Here is a 14,869-nt window from a genome sequence, read left to right as displayed (position 1 = left end):
CCCGTCGTCGGTCAGAACCGTCTTGCTGCTTTTGCCATTGCGCTGATTGGTCGACTCCTCAGGGCGCTCCGCGCCCTGAGGGTAACCAAGGTGGTGACCCAGCTCGGCGCCTAGCGCACGCTCGATCAGAGCCTTCTTGAACGCCATGGACGCGTCTTGAATGGCTTCGGCGCTCATCGGGCCTTTAACAAACTGCTCGATCAGCTCTTGGGGAATCGAGGGCAACTCCCTCGCTGTTGCATTGGCGGACTTCTTTTTGGTCGGCATACATGCACCTCTAGCTACATGTTATGCCCGAACACAAAATTTCTGACAGTCTCCGGTAATAGGAAGCTTGTAAGCGCTGCGCCCCCTTAGATACTTATACGGTTGCTCAACTCCCGAGTAAGGCTCGTCAAAAACAAGGACCACAGGTCCGCAGTAAATATTAGATAGCTTGGCAAAGCCCTCACCGTTAAGCCTGCCCTTGTACTCTTGCCCTGCGCTATCGTGGATTGTGTAAGGCAATCCACCGTACGCCCCACCAACACCGAGTTCATCGACCAGACAAAAGCTTACCCAATGCCCGCGCAATGCACAGGCCGGCTTGATATCACTGAAAAAAGCTTGCTTCCTTGCATCCATCTTCATGAACTTGCTCCCTGCTACTTGCACGATGGGTAGACATCACAGATGCGGCCATCCGGCATTTTTATAGGTTTAAATTCGCTAGTATTGCCGTTGCAAAACGCATACAGGTCCTCATGGTTTTTACCTTTGCAACGCCGCCATCCACCGGGAACGACCACCCAGCTATCGTCAAAATAGGGTTCCTCCTCATCAGTCAATGTCAGAACCAGCCTGAGAGTCTTCCCAGGTAACTGATCCCTTTGCACAACTACGCCTGCTCGTTGTTCTTTCGGCTGACTCGCCCCCCCAAAAGCGCTGCATGTAAGGACCTTAATGATTGCGTGCTGTGGGCCCGCAGTCCGAAACATCCACTGACATTGTCGGTGTAGTTCCTGAACTCCCGTCTCTGGCATCCCCGGTACATCAGGATCCGGATAATCTCGCACTGAAAAGCTTGAATTATCTCCTCCAACGTCTGAATCCCGAGGCCCCCACTTCGCATAAGTTCTGAAATCCACACTCCGCAAAACCGTAGGGCACCCTTCAATGACTTCAGTCAGCGGCAGTTCAAAACTCACGCGTTCAGCCACGGGTTTGTAATGCGCAATAAAGATCTTTCTCTCGGGCCTCTTGCCTCGACGCCTGGGCAACGTGCAGGTTTCCCCCGTCGCTGGACCGTAATTGGCGCCACCGATGAAGCGGAATTGCGCCGGCAAATCCACCTCCAACGTAAATCGATCCACAGGCTTGCCCCCACACCCCGTCAGCCCGAGTACCCCCAGCACCATTACCCCCCCCCACCTTCGCCTACTCATGCTTTCCCCCCATCAATCGCCACTGTGCCACTACTCGCTCAAAGTGCTCCCCAGGCGCTTCACCGACCCCGGGCTGCCACTGCAAAACACTGCTCCGAGTCGCCTCCTCCAGTCTTCGCACCACCAGAAACTCCAGCTGCTCCGGCCCCTGCCACTGCCAGGCACGCGCCTGCTCCAGTACCTGTGCCAGCCAGATTCGCGGGTCTTGAAATTCCACCAATGTCGCCAGATCTTCACTGTGCTCAGTCAACAGGTAACGCAGGATATTGGCGTGCAGGATGGCCGCTGCGTTTGGGTTGGGTGCATCCAGCCAGGGCGCGGGATCCGGCACCGGGTACTCACCGGGGGCCCGGTTGTCAGCCGTGTGCCAGCGGTTTTCGTGCCAATAGCACACGCTGATCAATGGCCCGAAAAATACCGGCCAGCGATCCTGGCCCAGATGGGCCAGGGCACGCGCCAGGGTACGGTTGTCGTGGAAGCGGTACAGCGATTGCGCGCCTTCAGGGCCCACCAGCAGCCTGTCACGCCAGTGTCGAGTCACTGCCGTCAGGTCTTCGCCGGGTAAACTGCCCAGCCAGCCCCAGTTCGTCTCGGGTTGCCGCAATAGGCCAAGCAAAGCGTGCTCGTTCAGCGGGCCCAGCAGCACAATCAGTGGGCCTTCTGCCGCCAACTCCGCTACGGCAGTCTCGGCGTAAACACTGCGGTACGCCGGCAAGTCGCGTACCTCCAGCAGCGGTGCGCGCGCGTCGCTCTGCCCCTCAAGGATCAAGCACAGTCGTCGTCCCCGCTGTTGCTGTTGGTCCATCCACTGGCCTGGCATCCTTGGCATCAAGCGGCCCTCCCTGGCAGTTCACACCGTCCTTCGCGGCAGCGCTCGCACACCGGGCAGTAATCGGCGCCCAATTGCCTGGCCAGGTTCATGAGTCTGCCTTGCACCAGGGAGATCCTGGGTGTGTCGATCGCTGCCGAGGCATTCGCCGCCAGGGTGACGGACGGCGCTCCACCCAGGGTAATGGGGCGACTGCTGAAGATGCCGCCGGCCTGGATGACCAGATGCTCGCCCCCCGCCTTGAGGCTCAGTTGCGCCCCGGCGTCGATCACCAGGCTGGCACCGGACTTGAGATGAAACTGCTGCCCGGCCTCCAGGATAAGGGTCTGCCCCACATGGGTACGGCTGTCACCTAGTACATCGAGGTAGTCGCTCGCCTTGAGCACGATCCTGCGATCGCCGGTGATGTGACGATGCTCCTCGCTGGCCAGGTGAGCCGTACTCAATCCATGAATGACTTCCCGTCGCTCCCCCGCCACTTCCAACCGACTGTCATGGCCGACCTGCTGCTCCAGGTCCCGCTGTGCACGAAGGTAAATGAGCTCCTCGCCACGACGATCCTCCAGGTACAACTCGTTGGCGCCCTCGCCCCCCTGCGTACTGCGGGTGCGCAAGACGCTGCGGGTCTTGTGCTGCGGCAAGGGGTAGGCCGGCCGGTGCGACGCGTTGGGCAGGCAACCGTTGATCAACGGCTGGTCCGGGTCCCCTTCAAGGAAGGTCACCAGCACTTCCATGCCCACACGCGGGATCATCGTTGTACCGAACCCGTCACCGGCCCATCCGGATGCAACCCGAACCCAGCAACTGCTTTTATCATCCGCCTTGTCCAGGCGGTCCCAGTGGAAGCGCACCTTCACCCGGCCATAGGCGTCACAATGCACGTCTTCCCCCGGCGGCCCGGTCACCGTTGCGGTCTGGCTGCCATGGATGGTCGGCTTGGGATGTTTGAGGGGCGGTCGATGCACCGCTTGCCAAGGCGTCGCGGTGAAGCGATTGCGATACCCCTGGAAGCCATCAGTCGTGGGCGTCGCCTCCTCCAGCACCTGCGGCTGATGACCTTCGTGACGCACCGAGGTGATCAGCCACAAGTCATTGCAGGACGGATCGGGGTGATCGCGCAAGTCAAGGAAATGCCCGCTGCGCAGCGCCGGTTGATCACTGCGGCCCAATGCGCGAAGACGGTCGCGCTGGTGACGCTCCAAGCCCCGCCGCGCCAAGCGCTTGCCCCGGGCATGACCCGTGAATCCCGCTGGGTAACGATAATCCTCGAGAGGTTGCGCCGGCGCCGAGCCCGCGCAGTCCTGCAGCAGCAATGAAGGGTGTTCGAAGTCATGATCGCGACGCACCGTCTTCTGGGTGCGTGTGGCCAGGCGCACATCAAAACGCTGGACGACCTGCGTAGCGGCTTGCGGCCCGCCAGCAGGGCAGTAGCGTTGCTGGGGCAAACGGCGAAACACCGTCTGGTCATCACCGAACACCAGCAGATGGGCATCCGCGCTGTGACGAAAATGGTAATGAATGCCCTCCTCTTCACACAGCCGCTGGATGAAGTGCAGGTCGCTCTCCGCATACTGCACACAGAACGTGCGTGGCGGATACACCACGGGACCAAGCTCGAATGCATAGGCGTCCGCCAGGATGCCATGCCGCTCAAGCACCGCCGCGATAATCTGCGGCACGCTGCGTTGCTGGAAGATCCGCTGGTCGCGCCGGTGTGCAAGGTAGGCCAGGCGCGGTGCCAGGGTCAGGTGGTAGAGCGTGATGCGCCGGCCAGGGTCGTCCCGGCCGATTGCGTAAACCTGGCCATGCAGCCCTTCGCCCATTCCGAAATCCAGGTAGGCGGGTTGATGGAGCAACCTCTCAAGGTCAAGGGAAGGATTTTCACTCACCACCTGCACCTGGATGAAAAAAGGCTGGTCAAGGCGCTCGCCGCCATTGAATGCCAGCACCTGAAAGTCGGTATCCATGCAGGGAAGAATCAGTTTGAAACGTGACGAAACAAACGCGTTAACCATCCGTTGTTACCCGCCATAAATGAATGAGCACGCAGGAATGCTTTGCCTCGTTAAGTGTGCGAATAAACTGCCGAGAAAAAGCCCCTGAACGCCTCAAAGCTTAGCGATTACGGGAAAAAATCGGCTGTTTTAAAATAAAAAAGAAGATTCGTACAAAGAAGTTGGAAGTGTCTTTTACAAAACAATAAAACGAGTCAATGTGCCACTTCTTAACAATAAGAAATGCCCTACACTAAACTTCTTAATAACAACTAACTGACACAGAAACAGCCGACACTGAATCACAGCGTCAGCCGTTAAAAAACCTCAGGCCTGCAGCCGTGCGGTCCCGAACAGACTGACGCCGAGCAGCGTCTCGCCCTGGGTGTGCAAGCGTACCGGCGCAACGCCACCCGGCATCACCACCGCGACGTCACCGTTCTCGACCCAGCCCGCACGCCATGCCGCGCAGGCGACGGCGCTGGCACTGGTGCCGGAAGACGCGGTCGGCCCCTCACCGCGCTCGAACACCCGCGCTATGACCTGGTTGCCAGGCTGGCGCGCCGCCCATTGCAAGTTGACCCCCGCCTCACAAGGCCGGCCACCGCCCGCAGGGGGCGCGAAGGCGATGGCCTTCAAGGGCTGGAACAGGTTTGGCAGCAGCATCTGTGCGTTGTCCGGCAACGTCGAGAGCTGCTGGACCAGCGTCACACAATGGGGGTTGCCCACCCGCACGAATTGACTGGCAGCCCACTGTGGACTGATCGCCGCCAGCTCGCTGACCTGGCTCAGTTCAGTACCCTCCAAAAACACCTGCCCAACCCCCTGCGCGCCCACCGCCGCCGGCCCGAAGGCAGGTACCCCCAGCTCCACCCAGAACCCTGCAATATCGTCACGAACGGCAGGTTCCACCCGAGTGGCGACCGGTGATTGCGCATCCGATTTGTCGTGATGGACCCGCAGCTCACAAGCCTCGGTCATCAGGCCCTGGTCGGTGAGGGCCTGGGCGAAAATCGTCAAGCCATTACCGCTGCGCTCGGCCAAAGAACCGTCGGTGTTTACGATCAGCAGATCGAACGGCGGCGTGTCCTGGAACGGCCCCACCAGCAGGCCATCACAACGGTGGGCCTTGCCACCAGCCGGGCGCGGCACCGAGCCCCAGCTGCATTCCGAGGCGATAGCCGACGCTGCCCAGGCGGTACGCACAACCGCGGCACGCTCAGCGCTCTCGGGTACATCAATGCCCTTGCTGCTCAATGAAGCCGGGCTGACCACACCATAGATATTGCCGCGAGCGTCGTAGAACAGAGTCATGAGGTCATCCACCGAGGCATGGGTTGAGCGCAAAAAAGGAGTTGCTCGATTGTGTGGGATCCCGCCGTTGCACACCACCCGCCTGACGCAGTTTCAGAAGCGGCCTGGAAGGTGGTAATCCACCACGAGAACCCTGGGGTTCAATCGTTCCCGCAGGGATTACACACCTTCCAGACCGCCTCCTACAAACTCGATACGACGTATGTGGCTGCAACCCGCCCTGGCGTTCCAGCTTGTAAAAATAAAATTCAAGGCAGCCCGAATCCCAACGGAACCCGGCTCGCACACCAAGGCCTGATGTGCAAGGATGTCGCGCCGGACATCGTTCGTTGAACGCAAAACCAAGGATTTTTCATGACTGCCATCCCCACCTCAGCGCCCGTGGTTCCCGGGCGGCAGGAGCAAATGTCGACCCGTATCGCCTTCTTCATTGCCGGCTTCGGCATCGCGGCCTGGGCGCCGCTGGTACCGTATGCCAAGGCTCGCGCCGGTCTGAGCGAGGGCACGCTGGGGCTGTTGCTGCTGTGCCTGGGGGTCGGTTCGATCATCGCCATGCCCGCCGCGGGTGCATTGGCCTCACGTTTCGGCTGCCGACGCGTACTGAGCGCCGGGACGATCATGATCTGCCTGGCATTGCCGCTGCTGGCGACGGTCAGTTCGATTCCGCTGCTGATGGCTGGGTTGTTCCTGTTCGGTGCGGGCCTGGGCACGGTGGATTCCACGGTCAACCTGCAGGCGGTGATCGTTGAACGCGCCAGCGGCAAAACCATGATGTCGGGCTTTCATGGGCTGTTCAGCCTGGGAGGGATCGTCGGTGCGGCGGGTGTCTCGGGTCTGCTCGGGCTGGGCCTGTCGCCGTTGCAGGCGACCCTGGTGGTGATTGTCATCACATTGGCAGCACTGCTCAAGGCCGCGCCGCATCTGCTGCCTTACGGCAGTGAGAGTTCGGGCCCGGCGTTTGCCGTACCTCACGGTGTGGTGCTGTTCATCGGTTGCCTGTGCTTTATCGTGTTCCTGGCAGAAGGTGCGGTACTTGACTGGAGCGCGGTGTTTCTCAGTGCCGAGCGCGGCCTCGATGAAGCCTATGCAGGTCTGGGTTACGCAGCCTTTGCCCTGACCATGACGGTCGGACGATTGACCGGAGATTCCATCGTGCGCCGGCTGGGTGCTACCCGGGTGATTGTGGGCGGCGGTGCGCTTGCGGCCGCCGGCACATTCCTGGCCACCCTGTCCCCCGCCTGGGAAATGGCCTTGCTGGGTTACGCATTGATAGGCGCCGGTTGCTCCAATATTGTTCCGGTGCTGTACACAGCCGTCGGTAAACAGACTGTCATGCCAGAACATATTGCCGTACCGGCCATCACTACCCTGGGCTATGCCGGGATATTGGCTGGGCCGGCCGTGATCGGCTTCATCGCCCACGGCAGCAGCCTGGCAACCGCCTTCCTGTTGGTCGGTGTGTTGCTGGCGGTGGTAGCGATCAGTGGGAAAATACTGCGGGTTTGAGAGCGAAGCGGCATGGGCCGTTTGAGTATTTCAAACGGCCCGTGCCTGCCGGCAGGGCCTATCTCCCTTTTTCTTTCTTGTCGTTTTTCAGCCAGCGATCAACGCTGTAGTTTTTTATCCATCCATCGTCGTTATGGCTGCCGAAAATGTTGTGACCATTGGCTTTGTGACTGTCTAGAGAAGCCAGCAACCCTGGCCTCTCCCTAAGATTCTTGCCAAGGTATACCTGGTACTCGGTGTATTTCTTTAAAGGAACCCGAGTACGCGCATCTCGTACAGGCTCACCGTTCTTATCGGTTTGGTCTGGGTCCATGCTCATTTCGATGATGAGGTCTGTTTTCAGATATCGATGTTTATCAAAGAAGAACGTCCAGTCTTTCGACTTGTCGCGTAATTCGTCAAACATGCCCCTCAAACTCTTGACGACCTGCGCATCAGTCTTCGCATGGAACGGGTCCGCGCTTTGGGTGTTGGGGTTGGTGTTGCCAACCTGCAAGTCGGCCGCTTTGCCAAGGCTGTCATACGTGATCTTACCGCCCTTCTCCAAGATAGCGTCGTTCAGCCGAGGACGGTTGAGTATCTCTAGCGCCAACATGATGGTGCGCTCCGAGACCTTACTGCTGCTGGGTTCCTCTTTAGCGATCTCCTGCAAGGAAGCCTGGGTCAACTGACCATCTTTCTTGAACGCGTCCAGTAATGACCAGTTGTTCATCAGGGCCGTCGCCAACACGTGATCGTCTGAACTGACATAGGGGTTGCCGGCCTTCGTCATGCCGCCATACAAATTCTGACCGTCAAAGTGCCTTGAGGCGCCATTCAAAAAACTGGCGCCGAATGACGGCGCCGCCGGCAGCGGCTTGCCCAGCGCACTCCTATCGATTGTATCGCGGGCATCACCTCTACCCGTTGGCCGATCCGCGCCTGCTGAGGGAATATTCAGTATATTTGACGCTCTCGCCCGCACATAGTTATTGACACTATCGACCATGATCAACCTCCACTCTATCTAGATTACGTAACCTGTGCCTTGGTCAACTGATCTCGAAAACACCTTGAAATCAACGTGGCACAAGCTCTGCTTGAGTGGCTCCGAGAAAACGATGGTTCCGACGACTGCCGTCCAAAACGCCGCATATACCCGAATGAGTCTTTAGCGTTTGTAACCAGTTCACCTTATCGAGCCTCCATGCTCTAAAAAGTTGTGTCGATGTGAGACTGCAAGGCTTAACGGCGGACCAACTTGTTCCAAAGACTGGAAAACACTGAAATAACCGAACCGGGGGTCGACTCTTTCATGAGGGCTCGAGAGCCTTTGTCAAAATCTTCCGCGGTGGGCGCCTTGAAGCTGAACCTGGGCGAGGATGTGAGATTGAGTCCCTGAGGTTCTCTCGGGTTTTCCGCCTCCTGCGCAGGTGCGGCCAAGGTCGAGATTTTGTACGGAGCATGACGGGATTCACAAGATGTCGAATTCATGGTCCAGACCTGATTCAGTAGATGAAGACCTCCACCGGCAGTCAATGACCGGTGGATGTTTTCTGTATGGCGGGGTCTTCACGAACGGTTCCATTGTGACTGGGTGATAGTCCATCAACTCCTTTCGCTTGATCTGACCATCGCGCAGCCAAGAGAAGCGATTGTCCATCGCCAACTGGATCGCGCGCATGAAACGCTCCGGCTCGCCCGTGTGCTGCGTGCGCTTTTCATAGGCTTCCAGGATCCTGGCCTCGCGATAGTCTTCGCGTCGAAAGGCGTCAACGGCAATATTGCGCGCTGCTTGATGCAGATAGACGCGAGGTTGCTCAACCTCGGAGGATTTTGCCTCAAGCACCGCACAAAGGTGTCGTGGGCCAGGGACCGATTTGGAAGTCATTTTCTGAACAGTTTCTGCACCAGATCGCTGCGATGGAAGAGGAGCTCCTTCGCCAGTTGGGTCCGATGGTCCTGCTCAGAATCACCCGTCAGCGGTCTGTTCGCCCACCACTGAAGGACTTCGATCCGCGGATTCCGACCCCAATGCTCACGCACTTCTTGGCGCAATTGCTTGTCGCTGTGGTAGGTGAAGTAGTCCTCCCTGTTGGCAAGCATGTCCAGCCTTTGTGGGCTGGCCAGACGCTCCCGTGCGCCTGTGACAGGGTTTCGGAAGATGGCATTCATCAGGTTCGGATCTTTCAAGACTTGCTTGGCCAGGCGAGTTTCCTGGTTCCTTTTTTTGTTCTCTTCTTTGTTCGGACCGTATTCAGGGAGCAACGGCCGATTCGCCTTCGTTTTAATGCTGTCAACGCTCATGTAGCCCGGGTACCCGGTGTCCTCGAAGGCTGTAAATTTGTCGAGCATCAGCCGCATCAACTGTTCACGGTTCTTCAAGCTGTAGTCAGTATCAGATTCGCACGGTCGGGTCGGGCATGGCCTGCCAACACTGGGGTTCGGTCGTGGCGGCGGGCTGCTCCAGCCAGGATTCGGCCTTGGCGGCGGATTACTACAGCCTGGATGCATCGGTGATCGGTGACCACCAAGCAAACTGGTCATCAATTCTTTGAACCTGTCCCTGAAACTGGGCGGCATGAACACGCTGTGCTGACCCGAAAAGTGACCGCCCATGGTTGGCTGAGCGTTACCAAGCACAGGGCCGGAGTTATTCTCGCTGCAGTGAAAGCTGACGCTGGCAGCGCGATGGTCATTGAAAGAAAGCGCTGTAGGCGCCGGGCCGGCGGGTTTAGCCTGAGGCTTGGTGTCTGCCAGCGTCCGGTTGGGCGTGGTTGATGCAGATACGGGCGGATCGAGAGTCAATACCGACATGAGTTTCTCCAATACAGTGAGCGTGACCTTCAGGCTGTCGCTTCAACTTAGCGTCGATGCCAATAAGGTGTGCCCATGTGTGGGGTTTGCGTCGGAATCAGTTCCGCGACAGACAGCCAAATGCGCTGCGCACACGTAGGAAACAGGCAAAAAAAATCGCAGCCCTGAAGGGAGCTGCGACTTTTCCTTTCGCAATGAATCAGAACCCGACGCTGGCCTGTACAAAGAACGTTCGCGGCTCGCCAAGGTACAGTCCAGCATTGTTGTCACTGGAACGGGTGTAGTGCTGTTGGTCGAAGACGTTTTTCACACCAACGCCCAGTTTCAGGTTGGACAACTGCTCGCCAAAGTCATAGCCACTGCGCACGTTGACCGAGACGTAGCCCGGAATATCACCGTACTGGCCGTCAGCCGTACCTTGGGTGATATAGGTGCTGGTTGTACCTGGCGCACGCTGGCCGGACTGGGCGTATACATCCAGGTTATGGGTCCAGCGGTTGACGTCGTAACGCAGGCCCAAGGTAGCCACCTCACGGGAATAAAGCGGCAGGTCACGGCCCTTGAACGGCACGTCACCTTCGGACGTGGCCTTGGTGTAGGTGAAGCCGGCATTGGCGGTCAGGCCATCCAGGCGCGGGTCCAGGTTCGACAGGTCATAGTGCGCCGAGGCTTCGATACCGGTGTGCTTGGTGGCGCCGAGGTTGGTCCAGCCCACGTCGTTGCTGACGTATTGCAGCTCGTCCGAGAAGTCGATGTAGAAGAACGTCAGCTCACCGCCCCAGACATTGTCGTTGTAGCGCGTACCCACCTCGTAGGTCTTGGCCTTTTCCGGGTTCAGGCCGTTGGCGGTCTGGTCGCCGGTGCCGCCCTGGCCCAGTTGGAAGTACTGCAGGCTGCCAAACGAGGTCTCGTAGTTGGCGAACAGTTTCCAGGCGTCGGAAACGTGGTACATCACGCTCAATGCGGGCAGCGGTTCGTTGTTGTGGACTTCGCGGCGTTTTTCCTGGGTGCGGGTGCCGTTCAACGCGATCACCGGACGGTCGTGCCATTCGGTGCGGATATCTTCGAAACGGATCCCCGGAGTCACCGTCCACTTGCCGACATCGATCTTGTTATCGATGTAGAACGCGTTGGCCTCGGTGCCCCCGGTGCGATCCTGATAGACATGGCCGTCACTCTGTCCGCCCGGCGTCGGTACATTGTTGACCAGATTCAGGCTGGTCGCCTGCTCATGCATGCCTTCCTTGAGGTAGCGATAGCCCAGGCTGACTTCCTGGGTGCTCGGGCCTACATCGAATACACGGGAGACGCGTGGCTCGATGCCGAAGGTGTAGTAGGTGCGCGGGTAGGAACCGAGGGTCTTCAGGTCACGGTTGGCGATGTTGCTGCCGCGAAAGCTGTCGGAGTAATAGGTCAGCACCTCGGCCTGGGTACGGTCGTCGATCTGGCGGATGTACTTGAACGATACGTCCTTGCGGCGCCCGCTGAAATTGTCCCAGTCGCGTACCGATTGGTACGGGTTGGCGTCGAACTGCTTCTGCGTCAGGCCGCCGGGCATGTCGGCGCTGGCGTCGTAGTAATGGAAGTTGAGCGAGAAGTCGTCCTGATCGGTCGGCGCCCAGTGGGTCTTGAAGATCACGTCGTCGATGTCGTTGGAATTGTTGCTGTTGCGGTAACCGTTGCCATTGACCCCGGAGTACAGCAAGGCGGCGCCGATGCCGTTGTCGGCGGTGCCGCCGATAAACGCATTGTCGATGTGCTTCCAGCCGCCATGGGCGGAGGTTTGCAGGGTGGTACCGACTTCACCGGAGAACTTCTCGGGGATGGCGCGGGTCACGAAGTTGATTACGCCGCCGACGTTTTGGGGCCCGTAGCGTACGGAACCGGCACCGCGCACCACGTCGATACTGTCCAGGTTACCGGCGGATATCGGCGCCATCGATAATTGCGGTTGACCGTACGGCGCGAACGCTGCCGGTACACCGTCGATCAACACGGTGGAACGTGGCGACAGGCGTGACGTCAGGCCACGTACGCCAACGTTGAGGGAAATATCGCTGCCGCCGGTGCCGTTGGATTCCTGCACCTGCACACCCGGCACACGGCGCAGCACGTCGCCGACATTCATCGCGCCCTGCTCCACCATGGCTTCGCGGCGGATCACCGTGCGTGCGCCGGGGTGGTTCTGCACCACTTCGGCGTTGGCGTCGCCGAGCCAGTCGCCCACCACCTTGATATCGGTGGCGCCCAGTTCCAGCGGCGAGCCGGCTTCACCGGTGCCGCCGTTCAGTGGGCGCAGGGTCACGGAGCCGGCATCGATCTGGTAGTCCAGGCCGCTGCCTTGCAGCAACTGGCGCAGGGCTTGTTCGGGGGAAAGGTTGCCGTCGACCGCCGGCGCTTGCTTGCCCGCAACCAGTTCGGGGCTGAAGAACACTTGCAGGGACGTCTGCTGGCCCAACTGGCTCAGCGCTGTGCCCAGGGACTGGGCCTTGATGTGGATAGCCTCGGCGGCATAGGCCACAGGCAGCGCGGCACTGACCGCAAGCGCCAGGGCCAGCGGCGCCCAGCGGGAGATTTTATTGTTGTTCACGGCGAGTTTTTTCACGTCGAACCTAGTCCTGTGATCGCAAGAGTGTGCGGCTGTTAATGCAAACCAGTTGCAGTTGCAGGAGAAGACGAAGAACTCGAAAAAAACCTGAATGTCAGCGTGAAATAATTTCCTGGCTGCCGTCCGGCAAGGTGCGCAAGGCTACCGGCAGGATGTGCGGCAACGCCTTGAGCAAGGCATCGGTGTCGTCGGACTTGAATACGCTGGTCAGGCGCAGGTTGCCCACGGCCGGCGTGCTGACCCGCAGCGGTTGCTCCCGATAACGCGAGACTTCCCGGGCCACTTCGCCCAGCGAAGCGTTGTTGAAGACCAGTTTGCCGGTACGCCAGGCGGTCAGTTCTTCGGTGTTCACCGCGTAGGCCGCGGCTACCCGCCCCTGGTTGTCGACATGGCTGCCCAGGCCCGCTGTCAGCGTCACCATCTTGTCCGGCGCACGGCCTTGTACTTTCACGGTGCCGGCTTCGACCATGACGCGGGTCTGGTCGTCATCGCGGCGCACATCGAATCGCGTGCCGGTCACGGTCACCTGCCCTGCCCCGGCCGCCACGACAAAGGGCCTGCTGGTGTCATGTTCGACGCTGAACATCGCTTCGCCCTGCTTGATCTCGACGCCACGCCGACCTTTTTCGTAATGCACCGTGACGATGCTGCGGCTATTGAGGTCCATCACCGAACCGTCGGGCAAGGCCACCTGGCGATGTTCCCCCAGACGCGTACTGAACTCGGCGCGGTAGGGCTTGGGATGATCCAGCCCGCTGAACAGACCCAGCCCCAGCGCGACTGCAACCACACTGGCGGCCACTGTATAACGCAGGATGGCTCGGCGCTTGGGACTTTCCGCGGGCGCTTCGCACAGCGCCTGCAGGCGGGCGTTGGGCAGCAAGTCAGCGGCGCTCCACACGCCCTGCAATACATCGAACTCATACTGGTGATCGGGATGCTCAGTGCGCCATGCGTCGAAACGCTGGCGTTCGACAGCACTCAACTCGGCGTCTTGCAGGCGCACAAACCATTGCGCGGCTTCGTCTCGGGCACGGTTATCCATCATGGATGATCCTGTTTCAGAGCGGGCGATCATGGCGCCATCGCGTCCAGGCGGTCGCGCAGATGCCGCAGGGTGCGGATCATATACTTTTCCACCATGTTTTTAGACAGCCCCAGGCGGTCGGCGATTTCCTGCTGGGTCAGGCCCTCGATTTTCTGCCAGATGAAAATCCTGCGGCAATTGAGCGGCAGCTCGGCCAAGGCTCGCTCGATAGAGTCCGCCAACTGGATCGCGTGCATGAAATGTTCCGGGTCGCCGGTGTGCGGCGAACGCTGATCAAAAACTTCCAGGGTCATGGCCTCGCGACGGTCTTCGCGTCGAAAGGCGTCAACGGCGATATTGCGCGCCGTTTGATGCAGATAGGCGCGAGGTTGCTCGACCTCGGAGGATTTTGCCTCCAGCACCCGCACGAAAGTGTCATGGGCCAGGTCTTCGGCCTGCTGGCGATTTCTCAGGCGGCGCGTCCAGGTCCCGATCAACTCTTCGTAGTGTTCGAAAAAGCCTGGTCTGCGGGGCGGCTGAGGGATCATCGTGGGAGCACTGGGGAAGCGGGGCGTGAATAGTAATGTTTCCTATTAAGCAGGGCAATTGCTACTCGCCATGGGCCCTCAATGCGCCGTTTTGCCACCCACCTGTCTGAGCCGGCTGAGTTTCTCCCGGCTGCCGCACACGCTCATCTGGCACCACTTGCGCTGTTTGTTCTTGGAGATATCCAGAAACACCCAGTCGCAGTCGGTAGCGCTGCAACTGCGCAATGCGTGCAGATCACCGGATACCAGCAATTGCGTGGCCTCGATGGCCAGGCGGCCCAGCACCATGGCCGTGAGCTCCTGCGCCGTGGTGCAAGGCATCCACGCCCAGGCAGGCTTGCCGTCGACAGAACGCAGCACCCGCCGTGCTGCGCCTTGCTGGAAGGCCTCGTTGATCTGCTGCAAGGCGTGGTCGGGCGCGGCAGCTTGCAAGGACAACGGATAAAACACTGCATACAGGCATTCCCTGAACGCAATGATCGCGTCGAGGTTCGGTTGGTAAGCCATCGATGACTCAAACACCATCGGCTTGTAGTCATCGAACTCCCGGGCCGAGATCAACGACGCATGCAGGGCCCATTCAAAGAAGAACTGAAAACTGGTGAGCCGTTCTTCCATGACCTTGAGCGAAGTGCCGGGGCGACGCCCATTGGTGGTATTGATGAAGTCCAGGACCCGGGCCCCGCCAATCAGGCGAATTGATTTTGCAGTGCCCGTAAAATGTGTCATGCCTGCTCCCGAAAAAACGCGTTCTCCCTGCGATGGCGCAGATTACCTTGTTTTTTCGAGTTACAGATATTGTCATCCCGGCGCAAAGCCGACG

At 59.4% G+C, this 14,869-nt stretch carries 12 protein-coding genes and 2 pseudogenes; 1 reads left to right on the top strand and 13 read right to left on the bottom strand.

Annotated features, from left to right (window positions below; genetic code table 11):
- The 6 genes and pseudogenes from BM026_RS28120 to BM026_RS28095 all read right to left on the bottom strand — a co-directional run.
- A partial coding sequence (locus tag BM026_RS28120) for a transposase (protein WP_175507986.1) occupies positions 1-267 on the bottom strand: 267 nt, incomplete at its 3' end.
- 54 nt (positions 268-321) lie between these two features.
- Positions 322-630 (bottom strand): annotated as a pseudogene (locus BM026_RS28115) (lipase family protein); the annotation flags it as partial.
- Between the two features lie 14 nt (positions 631-644).
- Positions 645-1,424: a hypothetical protein gene (locus BM026_RS29485; RefSeq protein ID WP_093530835.1), complete on the bottom strand. Its 780-nt coding sequence runs from the start codon at positions 1,422-1,424 to the stop codon at positions 645-647.
- Complete coding sequence (locus tag BM026_RS28105) at positions 1,417-2,253, bottom strand: DUF4123 domain-containing protein (protein ID WP_093127138.1); 837 nt, start codon at positions 2,251-2,253, stop codon at positions 1,417-1,419. The genes BM026_RS29485 and BM026_RS28105 overlap by 8 nt, the downstream gene beginning before the upstream one ends.
- The gene (locus BM026_RS28100; RefSeq protein ID WP_093530833.1) at positions 2,253-4,268 is read right to left on the bottom strand and encodes a type VI secretion system Vgr family protein; all 2,016 of its coding nucleotides are present in this window, start codon (positions 4,266-4,268) and stop codon (positions 2,253-2,255) included. The genes BM026_RS28105 and BM026_RS28100 overlap by 1 nt, the downstream gene beginning before the upstream one ends.
- A 306-nt stretch (positions 4,269-4,574) precedes the next feature.
- Positions 4,575-5,561 carry a diaminopimelate epimerase gene (locus BM026_RS28095; RefSeq protein ID WP_093513810.1) on the bottom strand — a complete coding sequence of 329 codons (987 nt, stop codon included), beginning with the start codon at positions 5,559-5,561 and terminating at the stop codon, positions 4,575-4,577.
- Between the two features lie 354 nt (positions 5,562-5,915).
- Here BM026_RS28095 and BM026_RS28090 point away from each other — a divergent pair, with 354 nt between their 5' ends.
- Positions 5,916-7,067 (top strand): MFS transporter, encoded by a 1,152-nt coding sequence (locus tag BM026_RS28090; protein WP_093530831.1) that lies wholly within the window; start codon positions 5,916-5,918, stop codon positions 7,065-7,067.
- A gap of 58 nt (positions 7,068-7,125) precedes the next feature.
- Here BM026_RS28090 and BM026_RS28085 read toward each other — a convergent pair whose 3' ends face one another.
- The 7 genes and pseudogenes from BM026_RS28085 to BM026_RS28050 all read right to left on the bottom strand — a co-directional run bounded on the left by BM026_RS28085 (position 7,126) and on the right by BM026_RS28050 (position 14,775).
- Positions 7,126-8,055, bottom strand: a complete 930-nt coding sequence (locus tag BM026_RS28085; RefSeq protein ID WP_256575426.1) for a hypothetical protein — start codon at positions 8,053-8,055, stop codon at positions 7,126-7,128.
- A 654-nt stretch (positions 8,056-8,709) separates the two neighbouring features.
- Positions 8,710-8,918 (bottom strand): annotated as a pseudogene (locus BM026_RS29480) (RNA polymerase subunit sigma-24); the annotation flags it as partial.
- Between the two features lie 15 nt (positions 8,919-8,933).
- On the bottom strand, positions 8,934-9,863 hold the full coding sequence (locus tag BM026_RS29080; protein WP_139217588.1) for a type III secretion effector protein: 930 nt from the start codon (positions 9,861-9,863) through the stop codon (positions 8,934-8,936).
- Between the two features lie 199 nt (positions 9,864-10,062).
- On the bottom strand, positions 10,063-12,468 hold the full coding sequence (locus tag BM026_RS28065) for a TonB-dependent siderophore receptor (protein WP_093530829.1): 2,406 nt from the start codon (positions 12,466-12,468) through the stop codon (positions 10,063-10,065).
- Between the two features lie 97 nt (positions 12,469-12,565).
- Positions 12,566-13,519, bottom strand: coding sequence for a FecR family protein (locus BM026_RS28060; protein WP_093530827.1), 954 nt, complete (start codon positions 13,517-13,519; stop codon positions 12,566-12,568).
- 26 nt (positions 13,520-13,545) lie between these two features.
- The gene (locus BM026_RS28055) at positions 13,546-14,046 is read right to left on the bottom strand and encodes a sigma-70 family RNA polymerase sigma factor (RefSeq protein ID WP_093530825.1); all 501 of its coding nucleotides are present in this window, start codon (positions 14,044-14,046) and stop codon (positions 13,546-13,548) included.
- 78 nt (positions 14,047-14,124) lie between these two features.
- Complete coding sequence (locus BM026_RS28050; RefSeq protein WP_093127110.1) at positions 14,125-14,775, bottom strand: CGNR zinc finger domain-containing protein; 651 nt, start codon at positions 14,773-14,775, stop codon at positions 14,125-14,127.
- Positions 14,776-14,869 lie beyond the last annotated feature (94 nt).

Origin of the sequence: Pseudomonas sp. NFPP24, from assembly GCF_900112095.1 — a bacterium.
GTDB lineage: Bacteria > Pseudomonadota > Gammaproteobacteria > Pseudomonadales > Pseudomonadaceae > Aquipseudomonas > Aquipseudomonas extremorientalis.
The sequence above is the reverse complement of the archived record's forward strand: the minus strand, read 5'-3'. Positions and strand labels throughout refer to the sequence as shown.